The organism is Streptomyces sp. NPDC006393, from assembly GCF_040628575.1.
Taxonomy (GTDB): Bacteria; Actinomycetota; Actinomycetes; order Streptomycetales; family Streptomycetaceae; genus Streptomyces.
Genome location: NZ_JBEXZD010000049.1, coordinates 15,579 through 38,174, shown reverse-complemented (window position 1 = coordinate 38,174; position 22,596 = coordinate 15,579). Strand labels below are relative to the sequence as shown.

The 22,596-nt window shown below is 71.8% G+C and carries 20 protein-coding genes and 2 pseudogenes; 10 read left to right on the top strand and 12 right to left on the bottom strand.

All coding sequences use genetic code 11. From position 1 onward, the window contains the following. Nucleotides 1-17: 17 nt before the first annotated feature. Together ABZ484_RS21185 and ABZ484_RS21180 are read right to left on the bottom strand one after the other, a co-directional pair. Nucleotides 18-1,208, bottom strand: coding sequence for a zinc-dependent alcohol dehydrogenase (locus ABZ484_RS21185; protein ID WP_358867438.1), 1,191 nt, complete (start codon nucleotides 1,206-1,208; stop codon nucleotides 18-20). 132 nt (nucleotides 1,209-1,340) lie between these two features. Next, nucleotides 1,341-1,805, bottom strand: coding sequence for a MarR family transcriptional regulator (locus ABZ484_RS21180; protein WP_358867437.1), 465 nt, complete (start codon nucleotides 1,803-1,805; stop codon nucleotides 1,341-1,343). Nucleotides 1,806-1,992: 187 nt separating this feature from the next. On the opposite strand from ABZ484_RS21180, the gene ABZ484_RS21175 reads away from it, so the two are divergent. The 6 genes from ABZ484_RS21175 (at nucleotide 1,993) to ABZ484_RS21150 (ending at nucleotide 6,927) form a co-directional block, all read left to right on the top strand. Further along, entirely contained in the window at nucleotides 1,993-2,220 is a 228-nt protein-coding gene (locus tag ABZ484_RS21175) for a hypothetical protein (protein WP_358867453.1), read from the top strand. Then, nucleotides 2,217-2,990 (top strand): protocatechuate 3,4-dioxygenase subunit beta, encoded by a 774-nt coding sequence (gene pcaH, locus ABZ484_RS21170; protein ID WP_358867436.1) that lies wholly within the window; start codon nucleotides 2,217-2,219, stop codon nucleotides 2,988-2,990. Before ABZ484_RS21175 ends, pcaH begins: the two co-directional genes overlap by 4 nt. 5 nt (nucleotides 2,991-2,995) lie before the next feature. Next, entirely contained in the window at nucleotides 2,996-3,601 is a 606-nt protein-coding gene (gene pcaG / locus ABZ484_RS21165; RefSeq protein ID WP_358867435.1) for a protocatechuate 3,4-dioxygenase subunit alpha, read from the top strand. Continuing rightward, entirely contained in the window at nucleotides 3,598-4,959 is a 1,362-nt protein-coding gene (gene pcaB, locus ABZ484_RS21160) for a 3-carboxy-cis,cis-muconate cycloisomerase (RefSeq protein ID WP_358867434.1), read from the top strand. The genes pcaG and pcaB overlap by 4 nt, the downstream gene beginning before the upstream one ends. Beyond that, a complete protein-coding gene (gene pcaD / locus ABZ484_RS21155) occupies nucleotides 4,956-6,071 on the top strand; it encodes a 3-oxoadipate enol-lactonase (protein ID WP_358867433.1) in 1,116 nt (371 codons plus the stop codon). Before pcaB ends, pcaD begins: the two co-directional genes overlap by 4 nt. A 64-nt stretch (nucleotides 6,072-6,135) precedes the next feature. Further along, on the top strand, nucleotides 6,136-6,927 hold the full coding sequence (locus tag ABZ484_RS21150; RefSeq protein ID WP_358867432.1) for an SDR family NAD(P)-dependent oxidoreductase: 792 nt from the start codon (nucleotides 6,136-6,138) through the stop codon (nucleotides 6,925-6,927). Between the two features lie 35 nt (nucleotides 6,928-6,962). Here ABZ484_RS21150 and ABZ484_RS21145 read toward each other — a convergent pair whose 3' ends face one another. Next, a complete protein-coding gene (locus ABZ484_RS21145; protein ID WP_358867431.1) occupies nucleotides 6,963-9,641 on the bottom strand; it encodes an AAA family ATPase in 2,679 nt (892 codons plus the stop codon). Between the two features lie 860 nt (nucleotides 9,642-10,501). Here ABZ484_RS21145 and ABZ484_RS21140 point away from each other — a divergent pair. Beyond that, nucleotides 10,502-11,593, top strand: coding sequence for a DUF2510 domain-containing protein (locus tag ABZ484_RS21140; protein ID WP_358867430.1), 1,092 nt, complete (start codon nucleotides 10,502-10,504; stop codon nucleotides 11,591-11,593). 140 nt (nucleotides 11,594-11,733) lie between these two features. Here the strand turns inward: ABZ484_RS21140 and ABZ484_RS21135 are convergent, their stop codons facing one another. After that, nucleotides 11,734-12,351, bottom strand: coding sequence for a TetR/AcrR family transcriptional regulator (locus tag ABZ484_RS21135; protein ID WP_358867429.1), 618 nt, complete (start codon nucleotides 12,349-12,351; stop codon nucleotides 11,734-11,736). Nucleotides 12,352-12,546: 195 nt separating this feature from the next. On the opposite strand from ABZ484_RS21135, the gene ABZ484_RS21130 reads away from it, so the two are divergent. Both ABZ484_RS21130 and ABZ484_RS21125 read left to right on the top strand, forming a co-directional pair. Next, nucleotides 12,547-13,347: a phosphatase PAP2 family protein gene (locus ABZ484_RS21130; RefSeq protein WP_358867428.1), complete on the top strand. Its 801-nt coding sequence runs from the start codon at nucleotides 12,547-12,549 to the stop codon at nucleotides 13,345-13,347. Next, nucleotides 13,344-14,354, top strand: coding sequence for a hypothetical protein (locus tag ABZ484_RS21125; protein WP_358867427.1), 1,011 nt, complete (start codon nucleotides 13,344-13,346; stop codon nucleotides 14,352-14,354). Before ABZ484_RS21130 ends, ABZ484_RS21125 begins: the two co-directional genes overlap by 4 nt. A 40-nt stretch (nucleotides 14,355-14,394) precedes the next feature. Here the strand turns inward: ABZ484_RS21125 and ABZ484_RS21120 are convergent, their stop codons facing one another. From ABZ484_RS21120 to ABZ484_RS21100, 5 genes and pseudogenes are all read right to left on the bottom strand, one after another. After that, complete coding sequence (locus ABZ484_RS21120; protein ID WP_358867426.1) at nucleotides 14,395-15,195, bottom strand: phospholipid scramblase-related protein; 801 nt, start codon at nucleotides 15,193-15,195, stop codon at nucleotides 14,395-14,397. A 52-nt stretch (nucleotides 15,196-15,247) separates the two neighbouring features. Next, a complete protein-coding gene (locus ABZ484_RS21115; RefSeq protein ID WP_358867425.1) occupies nucleotides 15,248-17,302 on the bottom strand; it encodes a phosphocholine-specific phospholipase C in 2,055 nt (684 codons plus the stop codon). Between the two features lie 152 nt (nucleotides 17,303-17,454). Further along, nucleotides 17,455-17,634, bottom strand: a pseudogene (locus ABZ484_RS21110) (radical SAM protein); the annotation flags it as partial. A gap of 1 nt (nucleotide 17,635) precedes the next feature. Then, a pseudogene (locus ABZ484_RS21105) lies at nucleotides 17,636-18,016 on the bottom strand (coproporphyrinogen III oxidase family protein); the annotation flags it as partial. A 59-nt stretch (nucleotides 18,017-18,075) separates the two neighbouring features. Next, the gene (locus ABZ484_RS21100) at nucleotides 18,076-19,299 is read right to left on the bottom strand and encodes an RNA-guided endonuclease TnpB family protein (RefSeq protein WP_358867424.1); all 1,224 of its coding nucleotides are present in this window, start codon (nucleotides 19,297-19,299) and stop codon (nucleotides 18,076-18,078) included. A 143-nt stretch (nucleotides 19,300-19,442) separates the two neighbouring features. Between ABZ484_RS21100 and ABZ484_RS21095 the strand changes: the two genes are divergently transcribed. Next, nucleotides 19,443-19,631, top strand: coding sequence for a transposase (locus ABZ484_RS21095; protein ID WP_358867423.1), 189 nt, complete (start codon nucleotides 19,443-19,445; stop codon nucleotides 19,629-19,631). Nucleotides 19,632-19,699: 68 nt separating this feature from the next. On the opposite strand, the gene ABZ484_RS21090 is transcribed toward ABZ484_RS21095, so the two are convergent. From ABZ484_RS21090 to ABZ484_RS21080, 3 genes are read right to left on the bottom strand one after another with little or no spacing between them, the layout of a single operon-like run. Continuing rightward, the gene (locus ABZ484_RS21090) at nucleotides 19,700-20,515 is read right to left on the bottom strand and encodes an ABC transporter permease (protein WP_358867422.1); all 816 of its coding nucleotides are present in this window, start codon (nucleotides 20,513-20,515) and stop codon (nucleotides 19,700-19,702) included. Nucleotides 20,516-20,524: 9 nt separating this feature from the next. Further along, nucleotides 20,525-21,388, bottom strand: a complete 864-nt coding sequence (locus tag ABZ484_RS21085; RefSeq protein ID WP_358867421.1) for an ABC transporter permease — start codon at nucleotides 21,386-21,388, stop codon at nucleotides 20,525-20,527. A gap of 2 nt (nucleotides 21,389-21,390) precedes the next feature. Continuing rightward, entirely contained in the window at nucleotides 21,391-22,587 is a 1,197-nt protein-coding gene (locus ABZ484_RS21080) for an ABC transporter substrate-binding protein (RefSeq protein ID WP_358867420.1), read from the bottom strand. Between the last annotated feature and the right edge of the window lie 9 nt (nucleotides 22,588-22,596).

The window sequence follows — 22,596 nt, the reverse complement described above, 5'->3', positions numbered from 1 at the left end:
GCGATCAGGGTGAGCGATCAGGGTGTCATCAGCACCTTGATCGCGCCGTCCTGCTTGCGCTGGAACATCTCGTAGGCGTGCGGCGCGTCCGCGAGCGGCACGCGGTGCGTGGCGAAGTCGTCGACGCCGAGCGGGTCCTCGTCGGTGAGGTACGGCAGGATCTCGTCGGTCCAGTGGCGGACGTTGGCCTGGCCCATCCGGATCTGGAGCTGCTTGTCGAAGAGGGTGAGCATCGGCATCGGGTCGGCCGAGCCGCCGTAGACCCCGGAGAGCGAGAGGGTGCCGCCGCGGCGCACCAGGTCGATGGCCATGTGGAGGGCGGAGAGCCGGTCGACGCTGAAGCGTTCGGCGAGCGGGCCGCTCAGGGCGCGCGGCATGGCGGAGGCCGTCTGCTGGACGAGCCGGGCGACATGGCTGCCGTGCGCCTCGGTGCCGACCGCGTCGATCACGGCGTCGGGGCCGCGCCCGCCGGTCTCGTCGTGGATCGCGGCGACGAGTTCCTTCTCGTGGTCGAACTCGCGCAGGTCGTACGTCTCCACTCCGCGCCGGCGCGCCCGTGCCAGCCGCTCCGGGACCAGGTCCACGCCGAACACCCGCTCGGCGCCGCGTGCCTTGGCGATCCGGCAGGCCATGTCCCCGATCGGGCCGAGGCCGAGCACGGCGACGGTGCCGCCCCTGGGCACGTCGGCGTACGCGACGGCCTGCCATGCGGTGGGCAGCACGTCGGAGAGGTAGACGAAGCGGTCGTCGGCCGGTCCCTGGGGAACCTTGATCGGGCCGTAGTGCGCCTGCGGGACGCGCAGGTACTCGGCCTGGGCGCCCGGTACGGCGCCGTACAGACGGGTGTAGCCGAACAGCGCGGCGCCCATGCCCTCGCTGGTGACCTGGGTGGTCTCGCACTGGGTCTGGAGGCCGGCGGAGCACATGAAGCAGTGGCCGCAGGAGATCTGGAACGGCACGACCACCCGGTCGCCGGGCTTCAGGTTCGGAACCTCGGGTCCCACCTCCTCGACGATGCCCATCGGCTCGTGGCCGAGGATGTCGCCGGGTGTCATGAACGGGGTGAGCACCTCGTACAGGTGCAGGTCCGAGCCGCACAGGCCGGTCGAGGTGATCCGGATGACGGCGTCCGTCGGCTCCTGGATCTTCGGATCGGGTACGTCGTCCACCCGGACGTCGCGCTTGCCCTGCCAGGTCACTGCCTTCATGTGTGGCGCCCCTTCCGCCGTGGTCCGTCGCCTTCGCGGTCGCCCGGGTACCCGGGCAGACAGGGGCGAACCGGCGAGACCGGCGGGGCGGGGCGAGGAGCCCGGACCGGGCGGTACGGCGCGGCGACGGGGTCAGGACGGCGCGGCCGTGCGTTCCCCCGGGTTGCGCAGTTCCTCGGCCGCGTCCGCGACCCTGCGGATGAGGTCGAAGAACCGGGTCTGCTCCTCGTCGCTGAGCGGGGCCAGGAAGACCTGGTTCATCCGGGCGGTGCGGACGGTGAGCTTGCGGTGGGTCCGCTCGCCCTCCTCGGTCAGCCGCAGCAGGAAGCGGCGGCCGTCCTGCGGGTCGCGGACCTTGTCGAGCAGTCCCCGGCGGCCGAGCCTGCTGATGACCTCGGCGATGGTGGACCGGTCCAGGCCCACCCGCTCCCCCACCGTGCGCTGGTCGAGCCCGGGCTCGGCGACGAGCGCGTTCAGGACCGCGAACTGCGGCGAGGTGATCTCCTCGGAGACCATCGTGTTCCACAGCAGGTAGTGGGCCTGCTGGAGCCGCCGGGCCAGGTGCCCGGGGTGGGTGGTCAGGTCCACCGCGGCCATGTGCGCTCCCTGATCGATTCGTAGGTGCACTGAACAATACAAGGCGATCGCTCACCTGTCGTTCATCTGGATCAGGGATTCACCGACGTCTTGACGGTTTTAGCCTCCGGTGGCAGCGTGAAGGCATATCGCTGTATTACTCAGTGCCCTGATTAACTCGGTCATTGCGAAGAGACGGGCTGCACGGATGGACAAGGTGGTCGCCACGGCCGTGGAGGCGGTGGCCGACGTGCCGGACGGCGCGTCGGAGGCGGTGGGCGGATGCGGGCTGAGCGGCGTGCCGAACGTGCCGGTCCAGGCGCTCGACGTCCTCGAAGCCGACGAAGCCTTCGCCGCCCAGGTGCTCGGCCGCCCGGCCGAGTGGCCCGAGTTCGCCCTCGTCCTCGAACGCAAGGAAGCGTCAGGTACCCCATGACTCTCACGCAACACGACATCGACCAGGAGATCGCGGCCGAGCACGCCGCGTACGAGAAGCGCCTCGCCGAAGGCGCACCGGTCGAGCACCACCCGCGCCGCGACTACGCGCCCTACCGCTCCTCCGTGCTCCGCCACCCCAGGCAGCCGCTGGTCGCCATCGACGTCGACAAGGACCCAGAGCTGGTCGAGCTGTCCTCGCCCGCCTTCGGCGAGCGGGACATCACCGGGATCGACAACGACCTCACCCGGCAGCACACCGGGGAGCCCGTCGGCGAGCGGATCACCGTCTCCGGGCGGCTGCTGGACCGCGACGGGCGCCCGGTGCGCGGCCAGCTCGTCGAGATCTGGCAGGCCAACTCCGCCGGCCGTTACGCCCACCAGCGCGAGCAGCACGACGCCCCGCTCGACCCCAACTTCAGCGGTGTGGGCCGCACCCTGACCGACGAAGACGGCTTCTACCGCTTCACCACCATCCAGCCGGGCCCGTACCCGTGGCGCAACCACGTCAACGCCTGGCGTCCGGCGCACATCCACTTCTCGGTCTTCGGCTCGGCGTTCACCCAGCGGCTGGTGACGCAGATGTACTTCCCGAACGACCCGCTCTTCCCCTACGACCCGATCCTCCAGTCCGTCACGGACGACGCCGCCCGCCAGCGGCTGGTCGCCACCTACGACCACAGCCTGTCGGTGCCGGAGTTCTCGCTCGGCTACCACTGGGACATCGTGCTGGACGGCCCGCACGCCACCTGGATCGAAGAAGGACGCTGACTGCCATGACGAAGATCGACACCAGCGGCCCGGAGGGCGTGCTGCCCACGCCGTCGCACACGGTGGGCCCCTTCTACGGCTACGCGCTCCCGTTCCGCGGCGGTGAGGAGATCGCCCCCCTGGGCCATCCGGACACGATCACCATGCACGGATACGTGTACGACGGTGAGGGGCGTCCCCTGCCCGACGCGCTGCTGGAGGTGTGGGGTCCCGGCCCGGACGGCGAGCTGCCGGCCGTCGACGGCTCGATGCGGCGCGACCCGGCCTCCGGTGGTTTCCTCGGCCGCAACGGTGTGGAGTTCACCGGCTTCGGGCGGATCCAGACCGACACCGACGGCCACTGGTACGTACGGACGCTGCGGCCCGGCGCACGCGGGCGGAACGCGCCCTACCTCAGCGTGTGCGTGTTCGCGCGCGGCCTGCTCGTGCACCTGTTCACCCGGATCTATCTGCCGGGCGACACGACGGCGGCAGCGTCCGACCCGCTGCTCTCCCGGTTGGACGAGCAGCGACGCGGCACGTTGATCGCCGGGGACGAGGGCAACGGAACCTACCGTTTCGACATCCGCCTTCAGGGCGAGGGCGAGACGGTCTTCCTGGAGTTCCAGTGACATCACCCGCTTCCCCTGCATCGCCGGCATCGTCCGCCGAGGCCGATGCCGGTCTGCTCGGGCCCGGCTGGGCCGGCTCCCCCGCCGCGTCCGCGACGAGCGACACCGCCTTCCTGCGGGCGCTGCTCGACGCCGAGGCCGCCCTCACCCGGGCGCAGACCGCGCTCGGTCTCGCCCCGGCCGAGGCGGCGGACGCGGTGACCCGGGCGGCCGACCCGGCCCGCTTCGACGTGCGCGCGCTCGCCGAGCGCGCCCGCGCGGGCGGCAACCCGGTGATCCCCCTGGTCGCCGGCCTGACGCGGGCCGTGGGCGAGGAGTACGGCCCCTATGTCCACCGGGGCGCGACCAGTCAGGACATCATGGACACGGCGACGATGCTGGTGGCCGTGCGCACCCTGGAGGCGGTCCTCGCCGACCTGGCCCGCACCGAGGCGGCGCTGGCCCGGCTGGCCCGCGCGCACCGCGACACCGTGATGCCCGGCCGGACGCTCACCCAGCACGCCGTACCGACCACGTTCGGCCTGAAGGCGGCCGGCTGGCGATCGCTGGTGCTGGACGCCCGGGACCGGATCGGCCGCGTACGGAACACGCTGCCCGCCCAGCTCGGCGGCGCGGCGGGGACGCTGGCGGCCTTCGCCGCGTACGGCGCCGACGACGCGACGGCGCTGCCGGCGGCGTACGCCCGGGAACTCGGCCTGTGCGCACCGCTGCTGCCCTGGCACACGCTGCGCACCCCCGTCGCCGACCTCGCCGGATGTCTCGCCTTCGCGGCCGGCGCGCTGGGGAAGGCGGCGGCGGACGTGCTGGTGCTCTCCCGTACGGAGATCGCGGAGCTGGCGGAGGGCAGCGGCGGCGGATCCTCGGCCATGCCGCACAAGGCGAACCCGGTGCGCGCCACCCTGATCGCGGCGGCCGCCCGGCGTGCCCCGCAGCTCGCGGCCACGCTGTACGGCTCGCTCGCGGCGGAGGACGAGCGCCCGGCGGGCGCCTGGCACGCCGAGTGGGAGCCGCTGCGCGACCTGCTGCGGCTGGTCGGCGGCGCGGCCCGCGACGCGGCGGAGCTGACCGAGGGGCTGCGGGTGGACGCCGATGCCATGCGCGCCCATCTCGGCCTCACCCACGGGCTGATCGTCTCCGAGCGGCTGTCGGCCGAGCTGGCGCCGCTGCTCGGCCGCACCCACGCCAAGGAGCTGCTCACCGAACTCGCCCGCCGCACCTACACGGACGGCCGTGATCTCGGTGAACTCCTCGCCGAACAGCCGGAGTCGAAGGACATCGATCTCGGCCGGCTCACCGACCCCACCCGCTACACCGGCTCCGCCGGAACCCTCACCGACCGCGCCCTGGAGCGACCTTGACTCTGCACCACCTCGCCGAAGGCCCCACCAGTGCTCCCCCGCTGCTGCTCGGGCCGTCGCTCGGCACGTCGTACAGGCTGTGGGACAAGGTCGCCCCGGAGCTGGCGGTCTCCCACCGGGTGATCCGCTGGGACCTGCCCGGCCACGGCGGTTCGGCGGCGGACCTCGTCGGCGCGGGGGCGACCGTCGCCGACCTCGCCGCACTGGTGCTTCGGCTCGCGGACGGGCTCGGCATCGAGCGGTTCGCCTACGCGGGCGTGTCGCTGGGCGGCGCGGTGGGGCTGCATCTGGCCGTGCACCATCCCGAGCGAGTGGCGTCCCTGGCGGTGATCTGCTCGTCCGCTCACTTCGGTGGCGACAAGGCATGGCGGGAGCGGGCCGAGCGGGTCCGGCGGGAGGGGCTGGCCTGGCTGGTGGAGAGCGCGGACGCCCGGTGGTTCGCGGGCGACTTCACCGTGCCGGAGCTGGTCCGGGACCACCGGGAGACCGACCCGGAGGCGTACGCCGCCTGCTGCGACGCGCTGGCCGCGTTCGACCTGACCGACCGGCTGGACCGGATCGCCGCGCCCACGCTGCTGATCGCCGGCCGTGAGGATCCGGCCACGCCTCCCGCGCATCTGCGGCAGATCGCGGACGCGGTGCCGGGTGCGGCGCTGGCGGAGATCCCGGGGGCCTCCCACCTGGCGCCCGCCCAGCGACCGGAGGCCGTCCTGGCCGCGCTGCGCACCCACCTGGACGGTGCGCCGCGGCGGGGCATGGAGGTGCGTCGGGAGGTGCTCGGCGACGCGCACGTGGACCGTGCGCAGGCCCGGCAGACCCCGTTCACGGCCCGCTTCCAGGACTTCATCTCCCGCTACGCCTGGGGCGAGATCTGGACCGATCCGACGCTCACCCGCCGCGAGCGCAGCATGATCACCATGACGGCGCTGGTCGCGCACGGCCACTACGACGAGCTGGCGATGCACGTACGGGCGGCGCGGCGCAACGGCCTCACCTCGGAGGAGATCGGCGCGGTGCTGCTGCAGAGCGCCGTGTACTGCGGGGTCCCGGCGGCGAACTCGGCGTTCGCGGTGGCCCAGCGGGTGCTGGCCGAGGAGTCCGGCGAAGGGTGACCCTGCTGGTCGTACCCCCGACGGCAGCACCCGGGCGGGCGGCAGGTGTGCCTACGGTGGGGTCATGTCCACTGTTCTGATCACCGGCGCCACCTCCGGTCTCGGCCGGTATGTCGCCTTCGAGCTGGTCCGCTCCGGGCACGTCGTCCTCGCTCACGGCCGGGACCCGGACCGCACCGAGCGGCTGGTCGGGGAACTGCGCGCCGAGGGCGAGGCGGCGGGGTTCGTCGCCGACCTCGCCTCGCTGGCGCAGGTGCGCGAGCTGGGGGCCGAGGTCGCACAGGCGTACCCCGGACTGGACGTTCTCATCAACAACGCGGGCGTCGGCAGCGGAGAGCCGGGCTCCGCGCGCGAGGTCAGCACCGACGGGCACGAGCTGCGGCTGGCGGTGAACTACCTCGCGCCGGTCGTGCTGACCCGGTCGCTGCTGCCGGTGCTGCGCGGGAACGCTCCGGCCCGGATCGTGAACGTCGGCTCGGCGGGCCAGGAGCCGCTCGACTTCGCCGATCCCGAGCTGACCCGCGGCTACAGCGGTGTGGCCGCGTACTGCCGCAGCAAGTTCGCGCTCGCCGCCCACACCTTCTCCCTCGCCGGGGAGCTGGCGGGCACCGGTGTCGCGGTGAACGTGCTGCACCCGGCGACCTACATGGACACGTCCATGGTGCGGGCGGCCGGCATCGAGCCCTGGAACACGGTCGCCGACGGCGCGCCCGGCGTGCTGGCGCTGGCCACCGAGGATCTGGGCTCCGGCCGCTACTTCGACGGCACGCGTCCGGCGCGGGCGCACGAGGCCGCCTACGACCCCGGGGTGCGCGAGCGTCTGGCGGCGGTGACCGAGCAGCTGCTCGGCCTGTGACCCGGGGGCCCATGGCTGACCCGGGGGCCCCATGGCTACCGCAGCCCGCGGCCCGACTCCAGCACCTCGCGGGCCTGGGCCACCAGTCCGTCCGCACCGCAGGAGCGCGCCAGCGCCAGGCCGCGTTCGAGTTCGGCGACCGAGCGGGAGGCGATGCCGTACTCGACGCGGGCGGCGGCGTGTTCGTACTGGCACGGGGAGGCTTCGAGATAGGTGACCGCCTGGGCGGCCAGACGGACGGCTCGCTGGCCGGTCTCCAGGGCGGCGGCGCAGCGCAGTGCCTCTCCTATCGCGGTGTCGGTGCCGAACCGCTCGGCCTGGCGGCGGACGTCGGCGGCGAGCCGGGCGGCCCGGGCCGGGTCCTCGGCGGCGAGGGCGCGGGCGAGGTCGGCCGCCCAGGGCACCATCACCGGGTTGTGGTGGCCGCGCAGGGCCGCCGCCTTCTCGGCCGCCTCCAGTTCGTTGACGCCGTCCTTGGTGCGACCGGCGGCGAGCAGGAGTCTGCCGCGGACGCTGCGCGGGTCGGGGATCACGATGGTGGACGGGTAGGGCGGGGCGAACCCGTACCGCTCGGCGACCTCCCAGGCCTCCTCGGCGTGGCCGCGGGCGAGCAGTGTGTCGACGAGATTGCAGGTGGCGGTCCAGTACAGGGGAAGCCCGCGGCCGACCCGTTCGGCGAGCCGCAGTGACTCGCGCAGGGCCGCCTCCGCCTCCCTGAGCCGGCCGCGCCTGCGGTGGCCGAGGCCGACGTAGGCGTGGGCGAGGGCGAGGTGGCCGCCGCTCCAGCCGGCGGTCTCGTAGGCGCGCAGTGCCTCGTTGTAGAGGGTCTCGGCCCGGTCGAGCCGGTCGCTGTAGGCATAGGCGCTGGCGAGCATCAGCAGCAGTTCGATGCCCCACTCGGTGTCGGTCCAGCCCAGTCCGGGGGCGAGGCGGCCGTTGACGAGGGCGCGGTCGCACAGTTCGACGACCTCCTCGGCGTTCTCGCCGCGGGTCATGGCGTCGAAGCCGCGCAGGATCAGCAGGGCCCGCTCGGAGTTGTCGCGTCCGGTGCAGCCGGCGGCGAGTTCGGCAAGGTGCTCGGAGCGGCCCGATGAGATCGTCTCGCCGACGTGCAGGCCCTCCCACATGTACTGCACGGCGTGCAGGCGCAGCCGGGTGGGTCCCGGTGCGTGGCGGGCGGCCTCGGCCTCGACCGTGCGGACGGCCTCCTCCAGCTGGTTGTTGTGGAGCAGGGCCTGGGAGAGCCGCCACACGGCGTCGACCCGGGTGTCGCCGTCCAGGCCGGGCATGCTCAGGGCCAGCTGGAGGTGCTCGATGGTGGTGGCGGGGGCGGTCAGCAGCGTGGCGCAGCCCAGTTCGTAGAGCACGCGGGCGTGGACCTCGGGGGTGGGCGGTTCCAGCAGGGCGCGCTCCAGGCAGCGGCGGGCCGCGTCGGGGGCGCCGACGGCGAGGTGTTCGCGGGCGGCCTTGCGCAGCTGTTCGACGAGTTCCTCGTCGTCGTCCGGGTGGACCTGGAGCAGATGCCGGGAGGCGGCTGCCGCGCCGAACCCGGAGTCGGTGACGACCTGGGCGGCGATGCCGTGCATGGCGGTGCGCAGGGCGTCCGGGATGGAGTCGTAGACGGCGGTGGCGATGAGCGGGTGCACGAACTCCAGCTCCGCCTCGCCGCCGCGGGCGGTCGCCTGGTCGGGTTCGGTGAGGATGCGGGCGCCGCGCAGCAGGTCCGCGCAGCGCAGCGCGTCGTCGCGGCCCATGGTGGCGAGCCGGGCGACGAGATCCACGGAGATGCCGGTGCCCAGGATGGCGGCGGCCCAGGCGAACCGGGTGGCGTCGATGCCGAGTTCCTCCAGGCGCGCGACGAGTCCGCCGCCGCGGGCCGCGCGGTTCAGGTCCCGCAGTTCTCCGGCCCGGGCCTCGACGGGTTCGAGTTCGCTGTCGCGCACCTTGGCGAGGAGTTCGACGGTCTCGTAGGGGTTGCCGCCGGTGACGGCCCACACCTCGCGGCAGAACGGGGCGTCCACGTGCGGGCCGAGGGCGATGCGGGTGAGGCCTGCGGTGGCCTCCGGTGTCAGGGCGTTCAGGGTGCTCACGCCCGCGGCGGCGGCGACCGCGTCCAGCCACTGGGCGCTCTGCCCGCTCACCTCGCCGAGCCTGCGGGTCACCACGACGAGGACGGACAGGTCGTCGAGGCGTTCGGCGAACGCGGCGAGCCAGCGCAGGGTCTCCTCGTCGGCCCAGTGGGCGTCGTCGATCAGCAGCACCAGGGGCCAGTCGCGCTTGGCCAGCCGGCGCACCGCGGCGACCAGGCCGTCGCACACCCCCTGCGGGTCCGCCTGCCGGTCGCCGGGTTCCGCTATGCCGAGGGCGGGCCCGGCGATGCCGTACCAGTCGCCGAGGTACTCGCGTGCCTCCTCCGGCATCAGCGTGATCAGGGCGGGTTGCAGCAACTGCCGTACCACGTTGAAGGGGACGGAGCGGAGGATCTCGCCGCCGCGCGCCGACCACACGGTGCAGCCGCGCTCCTCGGCGATCCGCCGGGTCTCGGCCAGCAGGGCGGTCTTGCCGAGTCCGGCCTCGCCCTGGAAGACCAGCAGCCCTCCGGTGGACGAGCGGTCGGAGCACAGTGTGTCCACCGCGCGCCGGACGGCGGTGACTTCCTCGTCGCGCTCCCACAGGGAAGCCGAGGCGGTCGCACCCGACCGTACCTCCGTCATCCCGCTACCTCCCCAAGTCGCCCGAACGACGTACGGATCCCGAGCCTAGTCCTCGGACCGCCGCGGCGGAGGCCGGTCGGGGCACCTGTTGCCATGTCGGGTGACCTACGACGCGGCCGGACGACGCACCGACCCCGCGACCTGCGCGGCACTGGGGTGCCTTGTCAACAGACAGCCGTCAACGGCCGTGCCCCGCACGGACTTTCGCGGCGGCCGACCCCAGCGCGACCGTCCAGTCCGGCCCTCACACCGGCCCTGTCCGACGGACGCCCGACTCACCCGGCATTCACGACGGCCTGTGCCCGGCGGGCGGCCCACTCACCCGGCATTCACGACGGCCTGGGCCCGGCGGGCGGCCCACTCACCCGGCTCTGACGACGGTCCAGTCCGGCGAGGACCACTCACCCAACTCTCGCCACGGTCATCGTCCCGTGCGGCGCCTCTCATCCGGCACTCGCGACAATCGCGGCCCGGCCAACACCCGACTCACCCACCTCTCGCGACAACTCCCGGACAACAGACAGCCCACACACCCGGCCTCACGACGGTCACGGTCCAGTGGGCGGCCCACTCACCCAGCCCTGACGACCGTCCAGTCCGGCGAGCCCCACTCATCCGGCACTCGCCACGATCGCGGCCCGGTCAACAGCCGACTCACCCGGCTCTCGCGACAACTCCCGGCCGACAGACAGCCCACACACCCGGCCTCACGACGGTCACGGTCCAGTGGGCGGCCCACTCACCCAGCCCTGGCGACCGTCCAGTCCGGCGCGGACCGCTCACCCGGCTCGCGCGGCGGATCCTGGTCCGAGGGGCGGCCCTCTCATCCGGCTTTCACCGAGGCCTCATACGGTGGGGGCATGACGCAGGTGACTCCCCCCGGGTGGTACCCCGACCCGGGGCAGACAAGTGACGGTCCCGCCACCGAGCGCTGGTGGGACGGTAAGGCATGGACGGACCGGACCCGCCCCGCCGGGTCGGGCGCCGTATGGGGTCCGCCGACGCAGCCGCCCGCGGCAGAGCCCGGGTACGCGGGACAGCCGGGCCAGTCCCCGCAGCCGGGACAGCCGGCGTATCCCGGCCATCCGGGGTACCCCGTGCATCCGGGGTATCCGGGGCAGCCGCCGGCGCGGCGGCGCGGGGTGCGCACGGGTGTCGCCGTCGTGCTGGCCGCCGCGGTGCTGGCGAGCATCGGGGTCGGGGTGTACGCGCTGAGCAAGGACGACGGCGGGAGCGGGAACCGGGCCGGTTCGCACCAGGGCCCGGGTGGACAGGGCGGCTCCGGCGGCCGGGAGGGGTCCGGCGGCGGGGGCGGGCCGTTCGGCGGCCCCGGCGGGGACGGCGAAGACGGCGGCCAGGGCGGCTCCGGAGGATCCGGGGATTCGGGAGGGTCCGGCGGCGGCCGGTCCGAGGCACCGAAGATACGGAGCGGGTCGGTCACCGACCAGGCCAGCGGCATCAGCCTGCCCATACCCGACGGCTGGTACGGCCAGCAGCTCGGCGTGGGCGCCCAGGTCACCTCGGACGACGCCTACAAGTGCCCCGGAGACACCGGCGCCACCTGCACCAAGGGCGGCGCGTACTCGGCGCCCGCGCTGCTGCTGGGGACCCGGGGCGAGACGGCCGAGGAGGTCGCCAAGGCCGACATCGCGGCGAACGCCAAGGAGTCCTACGGCGGCAAGTCCTACGGCGCGATCACCTCGCACCAGGTGCTGGCCTCCAAGGAAGTGACCGTGGCCGGCCAGAAGGGCTACCTGGTGCGCTGGAAGGCGGTCACCGAGAAGGGCTCCGACGGATATGTGGAGTCCCTGGCCTTCCCGTCCCCGGCGGACTCCCGCCGGCTGGTCGTGGTCCGCTTCGGCGTGGACGTCTCCGAGCAGCAGTCCGTGATCGACGACATCACCCGGGGCATCAAGGTGTCCTCGGGCGGGGGCAGCGGCCAGAACGTCTGATCCGGCCGGGTGTTCGCCGGCCGGGTGGCGTCCCTGTCCGCTCAGAGGGACACCACCCGGCCGGGGTGCGCGCCGCCCCCGTCCCCACGGTGCGGCGCGATCAGGTCACCGTCCAGTCATCCCGTGGACGGCGGCCTGGATCATGGGGTGAGGCCGAGTGCGGGGAGCACGGCGGCCTCCACGAACCGGACCAGATAGTCCGGGTCGGCGTACTCCCCCTCCAGCACGGGCCGGATGCGCAGGACGCCGAACATCTGCGCGGGCACGTACTCCAGCGCCGGGTTGTCGGCGCGGACCTCTCCGCGTTCGACCCCGCGCCGCAGGATCTCCCGCAGCGCGGCGAGCTCCGGCTCGACCAGCGTCTCGCGCAGGGCCTGCTTCAGCTCCCGGTCCTGCAGCATCGCGTGACCGAGGGCCTGGAGAAGCCGGGTGTCGTTGGCCGACCACTCCCCCGCGGCGCGCGCCGCCTGTCGCAGGTCTCCGGCGAGCGAACCGGTGTCGATGCCCCCGAACCGGGTGCGTCGGCGGGCGCGCAGCGCGGCCACCACGAACTGCGGCTTGTTCTTCCACTGCCGGTAGAGCGTGGACTTGCTGCAGCGGGTGCTGGCGGCGACGCCCTCCATGGTGACGGCGTCGTAGCCGCACTCGCGGATCTGTTCGAGGACGGCGTCGAAGAACTCCCGCTCACGCTCGGGCGTGATCTTGGAGCGGCGCGAGGAGGCGACCGTCTCCGGTCCGTCCGCGGCCTGCGACGTCATCTCTCTTCTCCTCGCTCGTGTTCCGGCGGCGCTCCGGCCGCTCTCCAGTGTGGCGCGCTAGGTGTGAGGTATTCGATCGATACGCCAGTGTACCGGTACCTGACCGTATCGGTACACTGGCGTATCGGTACGCTACCGTATCGATGGTGTGGGACAGCCACACACACGCATCAGCACCAACGAGGGGGCCGGGGCATGACTTCCCGAACCGAGGCCGCCGCGGTGGGGACCGACCAACCCGCCCGGCCTCCGCTCGTGCGCGAGCTCCTGCTCGTCACGGGCCTGTTCCTCGTCTACAAGCTGGGCCGGCAGCTCGCCGCCGACCACACCGGTGAGGCCTTCCGCAACGCCCACCACGTGTGGGACCTGGAGCGGGCCTTCCACCTGCCGGGCGAGGGCTCGGTCCAGTCCCTGCTGCTGCACGGCGACACCCTCGTGCACCTCGCCAACGCCTACTACGCGACCGTGCACTTCCCCGCCACCGCGGGCCTGTTGGTCTGGCTCTATCTGCGCCGTCCGGCGCACTACGTCTGGACGCGCCGCGTGCTCGCCGCCCTGACGGCCGCGGCCCTGGTGCTGCATCTGACGTTCCCGCTGGCCCCGCCGCGCATGCTGGCTCAGTCGGGCCTGATCGACACCGCGCGCGTGTTCGGGCCGTCGGTGTACGGACCCCCGAAGACCGACCACCTCTCCAACCAGTTCGCGGCGATGCCCTCGCTCCACTTCGGCTGGGCGCTCATGGTGGCGATCGCCCTCATCGTCGCCACCACCTCCCGCCTGCGCTGGCTGTGGCTGCTGCACCCGCTGCTCACCCTGCTGGTCATCGTGGGCACCGCGAACCACTACTGGCTCGACGCGGTGGCGGCGACGGCGCTGCTCGGCCTCGCCCTCGCCCTGATACCCCTGCCGCATCGCCCGGTGGCCGGCATCCCCGCACGGATCCGGAAGACGTCCGTACCGGCCGAGCAGAACACCCTGGTCGGAGCGGCCCGATGAGCGCCGCCGCCCTGCTCGCCGTGGTCCTCTCGCTGTTCTCGGCCGTCGCCTACGCCGCCGCCGCGGTCGCCCAGGAACGGCTCGCCGCGCGTACGGCCGGCTCGGGCACGCTGCGACTGCTGCGCTCGGGCGCGTGGTGGTGGGCCGTGGCACTGAACGGATCGGCGGCGCTGCTGCACGTCGTGGCCCTCAAGTACGGCCCGCTGACCGTGGTACAGCCGCTCGGTGCGCTCACCCTGGTGGCCGCGGTGCCGATGGGTGCGCGGATGGCGGGTCGGCGGGTCGCGGCGGGCGAGTGGCGCGGCACGGCGCTCACCCTGCTGGGACTGGGCGCGCTGCTCGTGGCGGCGTCCGGGCCCGCACCCGAGCAGGTGCTGAGTCCGGCCGAGGCGCTGACGGTCGCGGGCGCCACCGCCGTCCTGATCGGCGCGCTGTCCCGTCCGGGGGCGCGACCGGGCCTGCGGCACGCCACCGCGTCGGGGGTCGCCTCCGGTGTGGCCTCCGCGCTCACCCAGACCGTGACCGTCGCCGCCACCGACCACTCCGGCCCGCTGTTCAGCGCGCGGGTGATCATCGTGGCGCTGCTGGTCGCGGCCTTGGCGACGAGCGGGCTGCTGCTGTCGCAGACCGCCTACCGGGGCGGCCTGGGAGCCCCGCTGGCGGTGGTGACGCTGGCGAACCCGGTGGCGGCCGCGGTGATCGGGCTCACCCTGCTCGGGCAGGGGCTGCACGGCGGCGTGAGCGGGGTGCTGATCGCGCTGTCGGGAGCGGCACTCGCCTCCTGGGGGGTCGTGGCGCTCACGCGGGCGACCCCGCACTCCGCGCCGGCCAAGCGGCCGTACCCGGAGCCCGGCCGCCCGGAAATCGCACAGCACGACGGCCACGAGACGCACCCCGTGGCCGCTGTCCTGGCCCTGGAGCCGGAGTCGGCGTCCCAGGAACCTGCGCTGCTGCCCCGGCGGTCCGGGACGCGCCGCTCCGGACCGGGGCACCTCACGCCCCTGTGACCGCCGCCGCGCCGGGAGTCCACGACCGTACGGCCCTGCGTCAGCCCAGGCCGCGCGAGTCCTGCTTGAGCGCGGTGTCGACGGTCAGCGCCGTCGCCACCACCAGGCTCAGCAGCGGTTCGGGCAGTTGGTAGTGGATCTGGAGGACGTAGTTGTCGGCGGTCGTGAACATCGTCTTGGCCAGGCCCTCCCAGGTCTTGGTGATCCGGGCGACCTCGTTGTCGGCGTGGTCGACGATCGCGAAGTTCCAGGCGCGCCAGTTCTCCGCCTTGATCGCGCCGACCTGCTGGCCATTCGCGTTCATCGCGAAGTTGATCTTGCCGAAGACGTTCTGCTGGACGATCTCGCCGACCTGCGAGCCGTCCGGGCGGGAGACGATCACCCGCGACTTGAAGAACTTCGCGGGCCGGGTGAGCAGCAGCTGCGGCCGGCCGTAGCCGTCCCGGATCTCCAGCTTGTGCGTCATGAACTGGTCGAGGCTGGAGACGAACCGCAGGATCTTCTTCAGCGCGCTCTGCCCGACCTCGGTGACCGCGCCGAGCTGGTTGCCGTTCTGGTCGAAGACCGTGTACTCGTTGGTCAGCTCGATCAGCTTGGCCTTCTGGTTCACCACGAGCACCGGCTCGCTGAACAGCGTGCCGCCGCCGGCGCCGCTCGGGGCGACGCCGGCCTGCTGCTGCACCTGCTGCTGCACGCGCGCGTCGGGCGCGGGGGCGGCGGGGGCCTGCCCGCCCGCGTGGGTGTGCTCGGTCCACTGCGCGCCGTCCCAGTAACGGAGCGTCTGCGCCGCGCCGTGCGGATCCGGGTACCAGCCTGCAGGTGTGTTCGAATGCGTGGTCACCGGGGCACAGTATCGCGAGGCGGCCGGAAAGCAACCGTCGCCCGCCCCCGCCTCAGTCGGTCGCGATCGCCGGATCGCTCACACCGGGACGCCCGTTCTCGACATGTCCGGCGAACCGCCGCACGAACGCCGCGTCCGCCTCGGAGGTGACGGTCAGGTCGTACCAGCGCCCGCTCTCCGCGAGGTCGTAGCGGCGCCGCACCGTGGCGCCCGGCCGCACACTCACCGCCGCCGCGCTCCCGCCGTAGCCGCTGGTCACCTTCAGACGGACCGTACCCGTGCCCTTGTTGGTGAAGGTCAGCTCGACGTCGTCGCCGACGTGCCGTGCGGTGACCTCGGGTCCCGCCGCCCTGCCGGGACCCTTGAAGACCCGCAGGAAGCCGTTCGGGCCGTGCACGGTGAGGTCGTGGGAGCCGCCGGAGTACGCCGAGTTCCAGCTGTCGGAGACGGTCCTGCCCGCCTCGGTGGTGTAGGTCCAGGGGCCGTCGGTGCGGTTGCCGGAGGTGACCAGGAAGGCGGCCCCGGCCTGCGTGCCGGAGGCGAAGCTCAGGGTGAGCTTCCCGGCCGCCGGGTCCACCGAACCGTCCACCTGGGGCGCGTACTTCAGGGGGCGGGTCGGCCGCCGGCCACGCTCCTGCCGGGGCAGGGCGCCCTGGGCGGGCGGGGCCGGCACGTAGTCGGGGTGGCGGTCGCGGTCCGGCGGCTCGTAGCCGGTGGTGTCGGGCAGGGAGACCGGGCGGGTGTCCTCGCGGGAGAAGTCGAAGGCGGAGGTCAGGTCGCCGCAGATCGCGCGCCGCCACGGCGAGATGTTGGGCTCGCGCACCCCGAACCGGCGCTCCATGAACCGGATGATCGAGGTGTGGTCGAGGGTCTCCGAGCAGACGTACCCGCCCTTGCTCCAGGGCGAGACGACGAGCATGGGCACACGCTGGCCGAGCCCGTAGGGGCCGGCGACATGACCGGTGTCGCCCTTGAAGAGGTCCGGGCCGACGTCGACCGTGGACCGGCCCTGGCCGGCGGAGGCGGGCGGGAAGGGCGGGATCAGGTGGTCGAAGAAGCCGTCGTTCTCGTCGTAGGTGAGGAACAGGGCGGTCTTCGCCCACACCTCCGGGACGCTGGTCAGCGCGTCGATGACCTGGGCGACGTACCAGGCGCCGTAGTTGGCGGGCCAGTTGGGGTGCTCGGTGAAGGCCTCCGGCGCGACGATCCAGGAGATCTGCGGCAGCCTGCCGCCCCTGACGTCGGCCTTCAGCCGGTCGAAGAAGCCCTCGCCCTTGCGGGCGTCGGTTCCGGTGCGGGCCTTGTCGTAGAGAGGGTCGCCGGGCTTGGCGTCGCGGTACTGGTCGAAGTACAGCAGCGAGTTGTCTCCGTAGTTGCCGCGGTAGGCGTCGGAGATCCAGCCCCAGCTCCCGGCCGCGTCGAGGCCGTCGCCGACGTCCTGGTAGATCTTCCAGGAGACGCCCGCCCGCTCCAGGCGCTCGGGGTACGTCGTCCAGCCGTACCCGGCCTCGTCGTTGCCGAGGACCGGACCGCCGCCCTGGCCGTCGTTGCCGGTGTAGCCCGACCACATGTAGTAGCGGTTGGGGTCGGTGGAGCCGATGAGCGAGCAGTGGTAGGCGTCGCAGACGGTGAAGGCGTCGGCGAGCGCGTAGTGGAACGGGATGTCGTCGCGGGTCAGGTACGCCATCGTCGTGGTGCCCTTGGACGGGACCCACGTGTCGTAGCGGCCCTGGGCGAAGGCGGCGTGTCCGTCGTTCCAGCCGTGCGGGAGGTCCTGGATGAAGGCCAGGCCCAGGTCGTCGGCGTCGGGGTGGAAGGGCAGGACCTCCTTGCCGCCGCCGTCCGTCTGGTGCCAGACGCTCTTTCCGTTCGGCCAGGTGACCGGGCGCGGGTCGCCGAAGCCCCGGACACCTCTGAGCGTGCCGAAGTAGTGATCGAAGGAACGGTTCTCCTGCATGAGGACGACGATGTGCTCCACATCCTCGATGGACCCCGTGCGACGGTTGGCCGGCAGCGCGGCGGCCCGCTGGATGCTGCCGGCGAGGGCGGTGAACGCCGTGGTGGCGCCCGCGATCCCCAGGAAGCGGCGCCGGTTGACTTCGGACATGGGTGACGGCATGGACGGGTCCTCTCATCCTGACGTGCGGATGGCCGGAACGGACGGAATGCGCGCGCAGCGAGTGTTCCAAGAGCACCGAACGTGAGGGAAGGGTGCGATGTCGCCCATGTGAAAGGAGCAAGTACGCGAGGCGTCGCGTCCTAGCGGGGCGGCATGACGGGCAACCCCGCGGGCATCCGTGCGGGCACCCGTTCCAGGACGCCGCCCGCGAACACGTCGTACAGCGGCAGGGTTTCCAGGTGGACGTAGCCGATGTGGCAGTCGCAGACGGCCAGCGGGCACGGGCGGGGGCGCAGCGCCGTCCGGTAGGAGCCGTCGTAGCTCCACCGACAGCGGGACGGCCCGGAGGTCGGCGCCCATACGGTGTTCGGCTGCGTCGCACAGGCGCTGGAGTTCGGCGGCGGTGAGGAAGGTGGGGGTGCCGCCGCCGAACGCCGCGGTGACGAACCGGACGTCTTCGGTGTCGCCGAGCGCCTCGCGCACGGTGGCCGCCTGGCGGTCCAGGGCGTCCGGGTAGGCGCCGGTCAGCCCGTCGGGGGCGCCGACGCGGGTGAAGAGGTTGCAGAATCCGCAGCGCACCTCGCAGAACGGGATGTGCAGGTACAGCGAGAGGGTGTCCTTGGGCTCCGCCGCCCACAGGGAGCGCAGTGCGGGGCGGTCGGGCAGGCGGCGGTATTCGGCCTTGTGCGGGTAGGCGTACACTTGACTTGCTCCCCTGGTTGAAGCCCGAGGATTCTGGCCTTCTCTCTCGTGCTGTGCCGCTAGGCGGCACGGACTTTGGGAGGGAATCCGCGGCTTCCTGTTTCGTTGCGCTGTGCCAGAGCGGATTCTGGTCTTATCGGCGCTCCACAGGCCGACACCGCCAGTCCGGCGGCCTTTTTCACATTGCGTGCGGAGTTGATGTCCCGGTCGAGGAGGGCTCCACAAGCGGGGCAGGTCCATACCCGGATGTGGAGGGGCTTGGGTCCATCCACATGGTCGCAGTATGAGCAGGTCTGACTGGTCGGCACGAACCGGCCGATCTTGGTCAGGGTGCGTCCGTACCGCTCGGCCTTGTAGACGAGCATGGCCACGAACTGTGACCAGCCCGCATCGTGAACACTCTTGGCCAGTCTGCTGCGCGCCAGTCCGTTCACCGCCAGGTCTTCCACGCCGATGGCTTGGTTCTCGCGGATCAGCTTCGTGGAGAGCTGATGGTGAAATTCACGGCGCGCGTCGGCAACTCGGGCATGCGCGCGGGCGACCTTCAGACGGGCCTTCTCCCGGTTCTTCGATCCCTTCTGTTTGCGGGACAACTCCTGCTGGACCTTCTTCAGCTTCTTCTCCGCGCGACGTAGGAACCGGGGGGAGTCGATCTTCGTGCCGTCATCGAGGATCGCGAAGTGCGTCAGCCCGAGGTCGATGCCGACGGCCTGGTCGCTTTCGGGTGTCCGGGCGGCGTCGGCGGCCGGGTCGGTGTTGATGACGAAGGATGCGAAGTACCTTCCGGCCGCGTCCTTGATCACGGTAACGGAGGTCGGGGTGGTGGGCAGGGTGCGTGACCACTTCACCTTGATGGCCCCGATCTTCGGCAGGCTCAGTCGTCCGCTGTCGGTGACCGACCAGCGGGCGTTGGCGGTGAACCGCATTGACTGCCGGGCGTCCTTACGGGACTTGAACCTCGGCGCCCCCAGTTTGCGCCCCTTGCGTTCGCCCTTGAGGGAGGCGAAGAAATTCTTGTAGGCCGTCTCGGCATCGCGCAGGGACTGCTGGAGCACGACCGCGGAGACCTCGCCCAGCCAGGAGCGGGCCTCGGTCTGCTTGGCTTGGGTGATCAGGCGCGTGGACAACTCCCCGGCTTTCGGGAACGGGCCTCCCGCCGCGCGTGCGTCCTCCCGGGCGCGCACGGCGTCATTGAACACGACGCGGACGCACCCGAATGCCCGTGCCAGCGCCCCACGTTGGGCATGATCCGGGTACAGGCGAAAGCTGTACCGAAGCTGCATGAGAGCCACCGTACGTACTTGGGCTGTGGGAGAGATGCAGGAGATCAGAACTGGTCGACACTGTACTTTCGTGATGCATGTGCACTAGGTCTTGGTGACAAGGCTCCGGGCATAACGTGTTCACGGGTGATCACCTGGTGTGGATGGAGGAGATCACGCTGTCGATCTGCGTGGACTTCGACTGCGAGCGAGTGCAGCCAAACGGCGAGGACAACCGTGTCCACCTGTTGGTGAACTTCCCGCCCAAAGGCGCTGTCGCCAAACCCGTCAACTCTCTCAAGGGGTCTCCTGTGGTGCGTGGCTGCGCGAAAACTTGTTCCAACAGCCACTGACAACGACCACTGGGGGGACCGGAGTCCGGGGATCGTACGGTGGTGGAGCCTGGCCGTTGCCGCCGGGCCTACACCCGGCTCCCGGTCGCCGTGTCCGCCGACAGCCGCTGGGCGACGTAGATCGGCACGACGGAGAGCAGGACGAGGACGGCGGCCACGACGTTGACGACGGGAGCCTGTTGCGGCCGGGTCATGTTGTCGAAGATCCAGATGGGCAGCGTCTCGACGCCGGGCCCGGCGGTGAAGGTGGTGACCACGATCTCGTCGAAGGACAGGGCGAAGGCGAGCAGGGCGCCCGCGAACAGTGCCGAGCGCACGAGCGGGAAGGTGACGTCGACGAAGGCGCGGAAGGTGTCGGCGCCGAGGTCCATGGCCGCCTCCTCGTAGGAGCGGGAGGTGCGGCGCAGCCGGGCGACGACGTTGTTGAAGACGACGACGATGCAGAAGGTGGCGTGCCCGACGACCACGGTGAACAGCCCGAGTCCGACCCCGAGCGGCCGCAGCACCGTGGAGAAGGCGGAGTTGAGGGCGATGCCGGTGACGATCCCGGGCAGGGCGATGGGCAGGACGACCACGAAGGAGACGGTGCCGCGGCCGAAGAAGCGGTGCCGGGCGACGGCGAAGGCGATCAGCGTGCCGAGGACCAGGGCGATGGCGGTGGCGCCGAGGCCCGCCCGCACCGAGGTCCACAGGGCGTCGCGGGCCCCGGAGTTGCGCCAGGCCACCGACCACCAGTGCGCGGTCAGTCCGGGCGGCGGCCAGCTCGCGCTCCGGTCCGGGTTCAGCGAGTTGACGAGGACCAGCAGCAGCGGCACGTAGATCACCGCGAAGCCGAACCCGGCGGCGACGCGCAGCGCGATGCGCGAGGAACGGGAGAGGTGCACGGCGGGCTCCTAGAGGCTGCTCAGGGCGCCGGTGCGGCGCATCGCGAGCAGGTACAGGACGACGACCACCACGGGGACCGTGCCGAGGGCGGCGGCCATGGGGAGGTTGAGTTCGATGTTGGAGTAGACGAGGTTGCCGATCAGCTGGGTCTTGCCGCCGACGATCTGCACGGTGATGTAGTCGCCCAGGCTGAGCGAGAAGGTGAAGATCGATCCGGCTGCGAGCGACGGCAGCACCATCGGCAGCACGACCGAGCGGAAGGTGCGTCCGGGACGCGCCCCGAGGTCGGCGGACGCTTCGAGCAGTCCGGCGGGCAGCTGCTCCAGCGCGGTGTGGATCGGCAGGATCATGTACGGCAGCCAGAGGTACGTCAGGGTGAGGACGGCGGCCGGCAGGCCGAAGCCGGGGCCGCTGAGCCCGAACGGCCTCAGCATCCAGTCGGCGAGCCCACCCTGGGAGAGGATCAGCCGCCAGGCGTACACCTTGACCAGGTAGCTCGCCCAGAGCGGGGTGAGGATCGCCACCACGAGCAGCGGGCGCCACCTGGGCCGGGCGACGCGCGCGGTGTAGAACGCGAGCGGGAAGGCGATCACCGCGCACAGAACGGTGACGGCGAGCGCCACGCCGATGCTGCGCAGGATCACCTGGCGGTAGACCGGCGTGGTGAACAACTCGTGGAAGTTGTCGGTCGACCAGGCCTTCACCACCTCGGAGGTGAAGGAGTTCGTCGTCCAGAACGCCGAGACGAACAGCACGGTCAGCGAGCCGAGGTAGAGCACGGCCAGCCACAGCAGCGGCGCGGTCAGCAGCAGGGACAGCCGGAGGCGGGGGCGCCGGTGCAGCGCCCCCGCGGTCCGCGTCAGCAGGCTCATGCTCAGCCCTTGATCTCGGTCCAGGCCTGCACCCACTTGGCGTACGGCACGCACTTGACGTCCGTGCGGCCGTCCAGGCACTGCTCGATGGGTGTGTTCCAGAAGGCGATGTGCTTCCAGTAGCCCTCGTCGGCGGCGTGGTAGGTGGCGCAGAAGTTCTTGTCGCTGGTGTGTGCGCAGGCCTTGGAGTTGGCGGGGGCCTCGCCGAAGTACTCGGCGACCTGGGCGTTGACCTTCGGCGAGATGATCCAGTTCATCCACTGGTAGGCGCAGTTGGGGTGCTTGGCCTTGGCGTAGATCATCCAGGTGTCGGACCAGCCGGTGGATCCCTCCTTCGGCACGAACGCCTTGACCTTGGCGCCCTCGGAGGCGGCGAGGTTGGCGATGACCTGCCAGGTGGTGCCGACCACGGAGTCGCCGCTCTTGAAGGCGGAGACCTCCTTGAGGTAGTCGCTCCAGTACTCGCCGACGTCCGCGTTCTGCTTCTTCAGCAGGGCGACGGCCGCGTCGAACTGCTTCTGGTCCAGCGCGTAGGGGTCCTTGATCTTCAGCTCGGGCCTGGTGGCCTTGAGATAGAGCGCCGCGTCGGCGATGTAGATCGGGGAGTCGTACGCGGTGACGTGGCCCTTGTACGCGGCGGCGTCGTCGAAGACCGCGGACCAGGAGGTGGGCGCGGGCGTGACCTTCTGCGTGTTGTACATCAGCAGGTTGGCGCCGCGGCCGTGCGGGATGCCGTACATCGTGCCCTTGACGGAGTTCCAGCTGCCGTTCTTCAGGCCGCTGAAGACGTCCTTGTAGTTCGGTACGAGGCCGGTGTTGACCGGGGCCGCGTCGCCGGAGGCGATCAGGCGCAGGGAGGCGTCGCCGGAGGCGGATACGGCGTCGTACTCGCCGGTCTTCATCAGCTTGACCATCTCGTCGGAGCTGGCGGCGACCTTGGAGTGGACCTGGCAGCCGGTCTGCTTCTGGAAGTCGGTGACCCAGTCGACCTTGGGATCGTTGGAGCCGTTCTCGACGTAGCCGGCCCAGGCGATCAGGTTGACCTGGCCCTCGGACGTGCCGAGCTTCGTCGGCGCCTTGAGGTCGGGCGGATTGAGTCCGGTGGCCGGGGAACCGCCGCCGGAGGAGCCGCAGGCGGTGGCGGCGAACAGGAGTGCGGTGGCGGCGGCCGCTGCCTGGAGGGTTCGGGTGAGGCGCACGACGTTCTC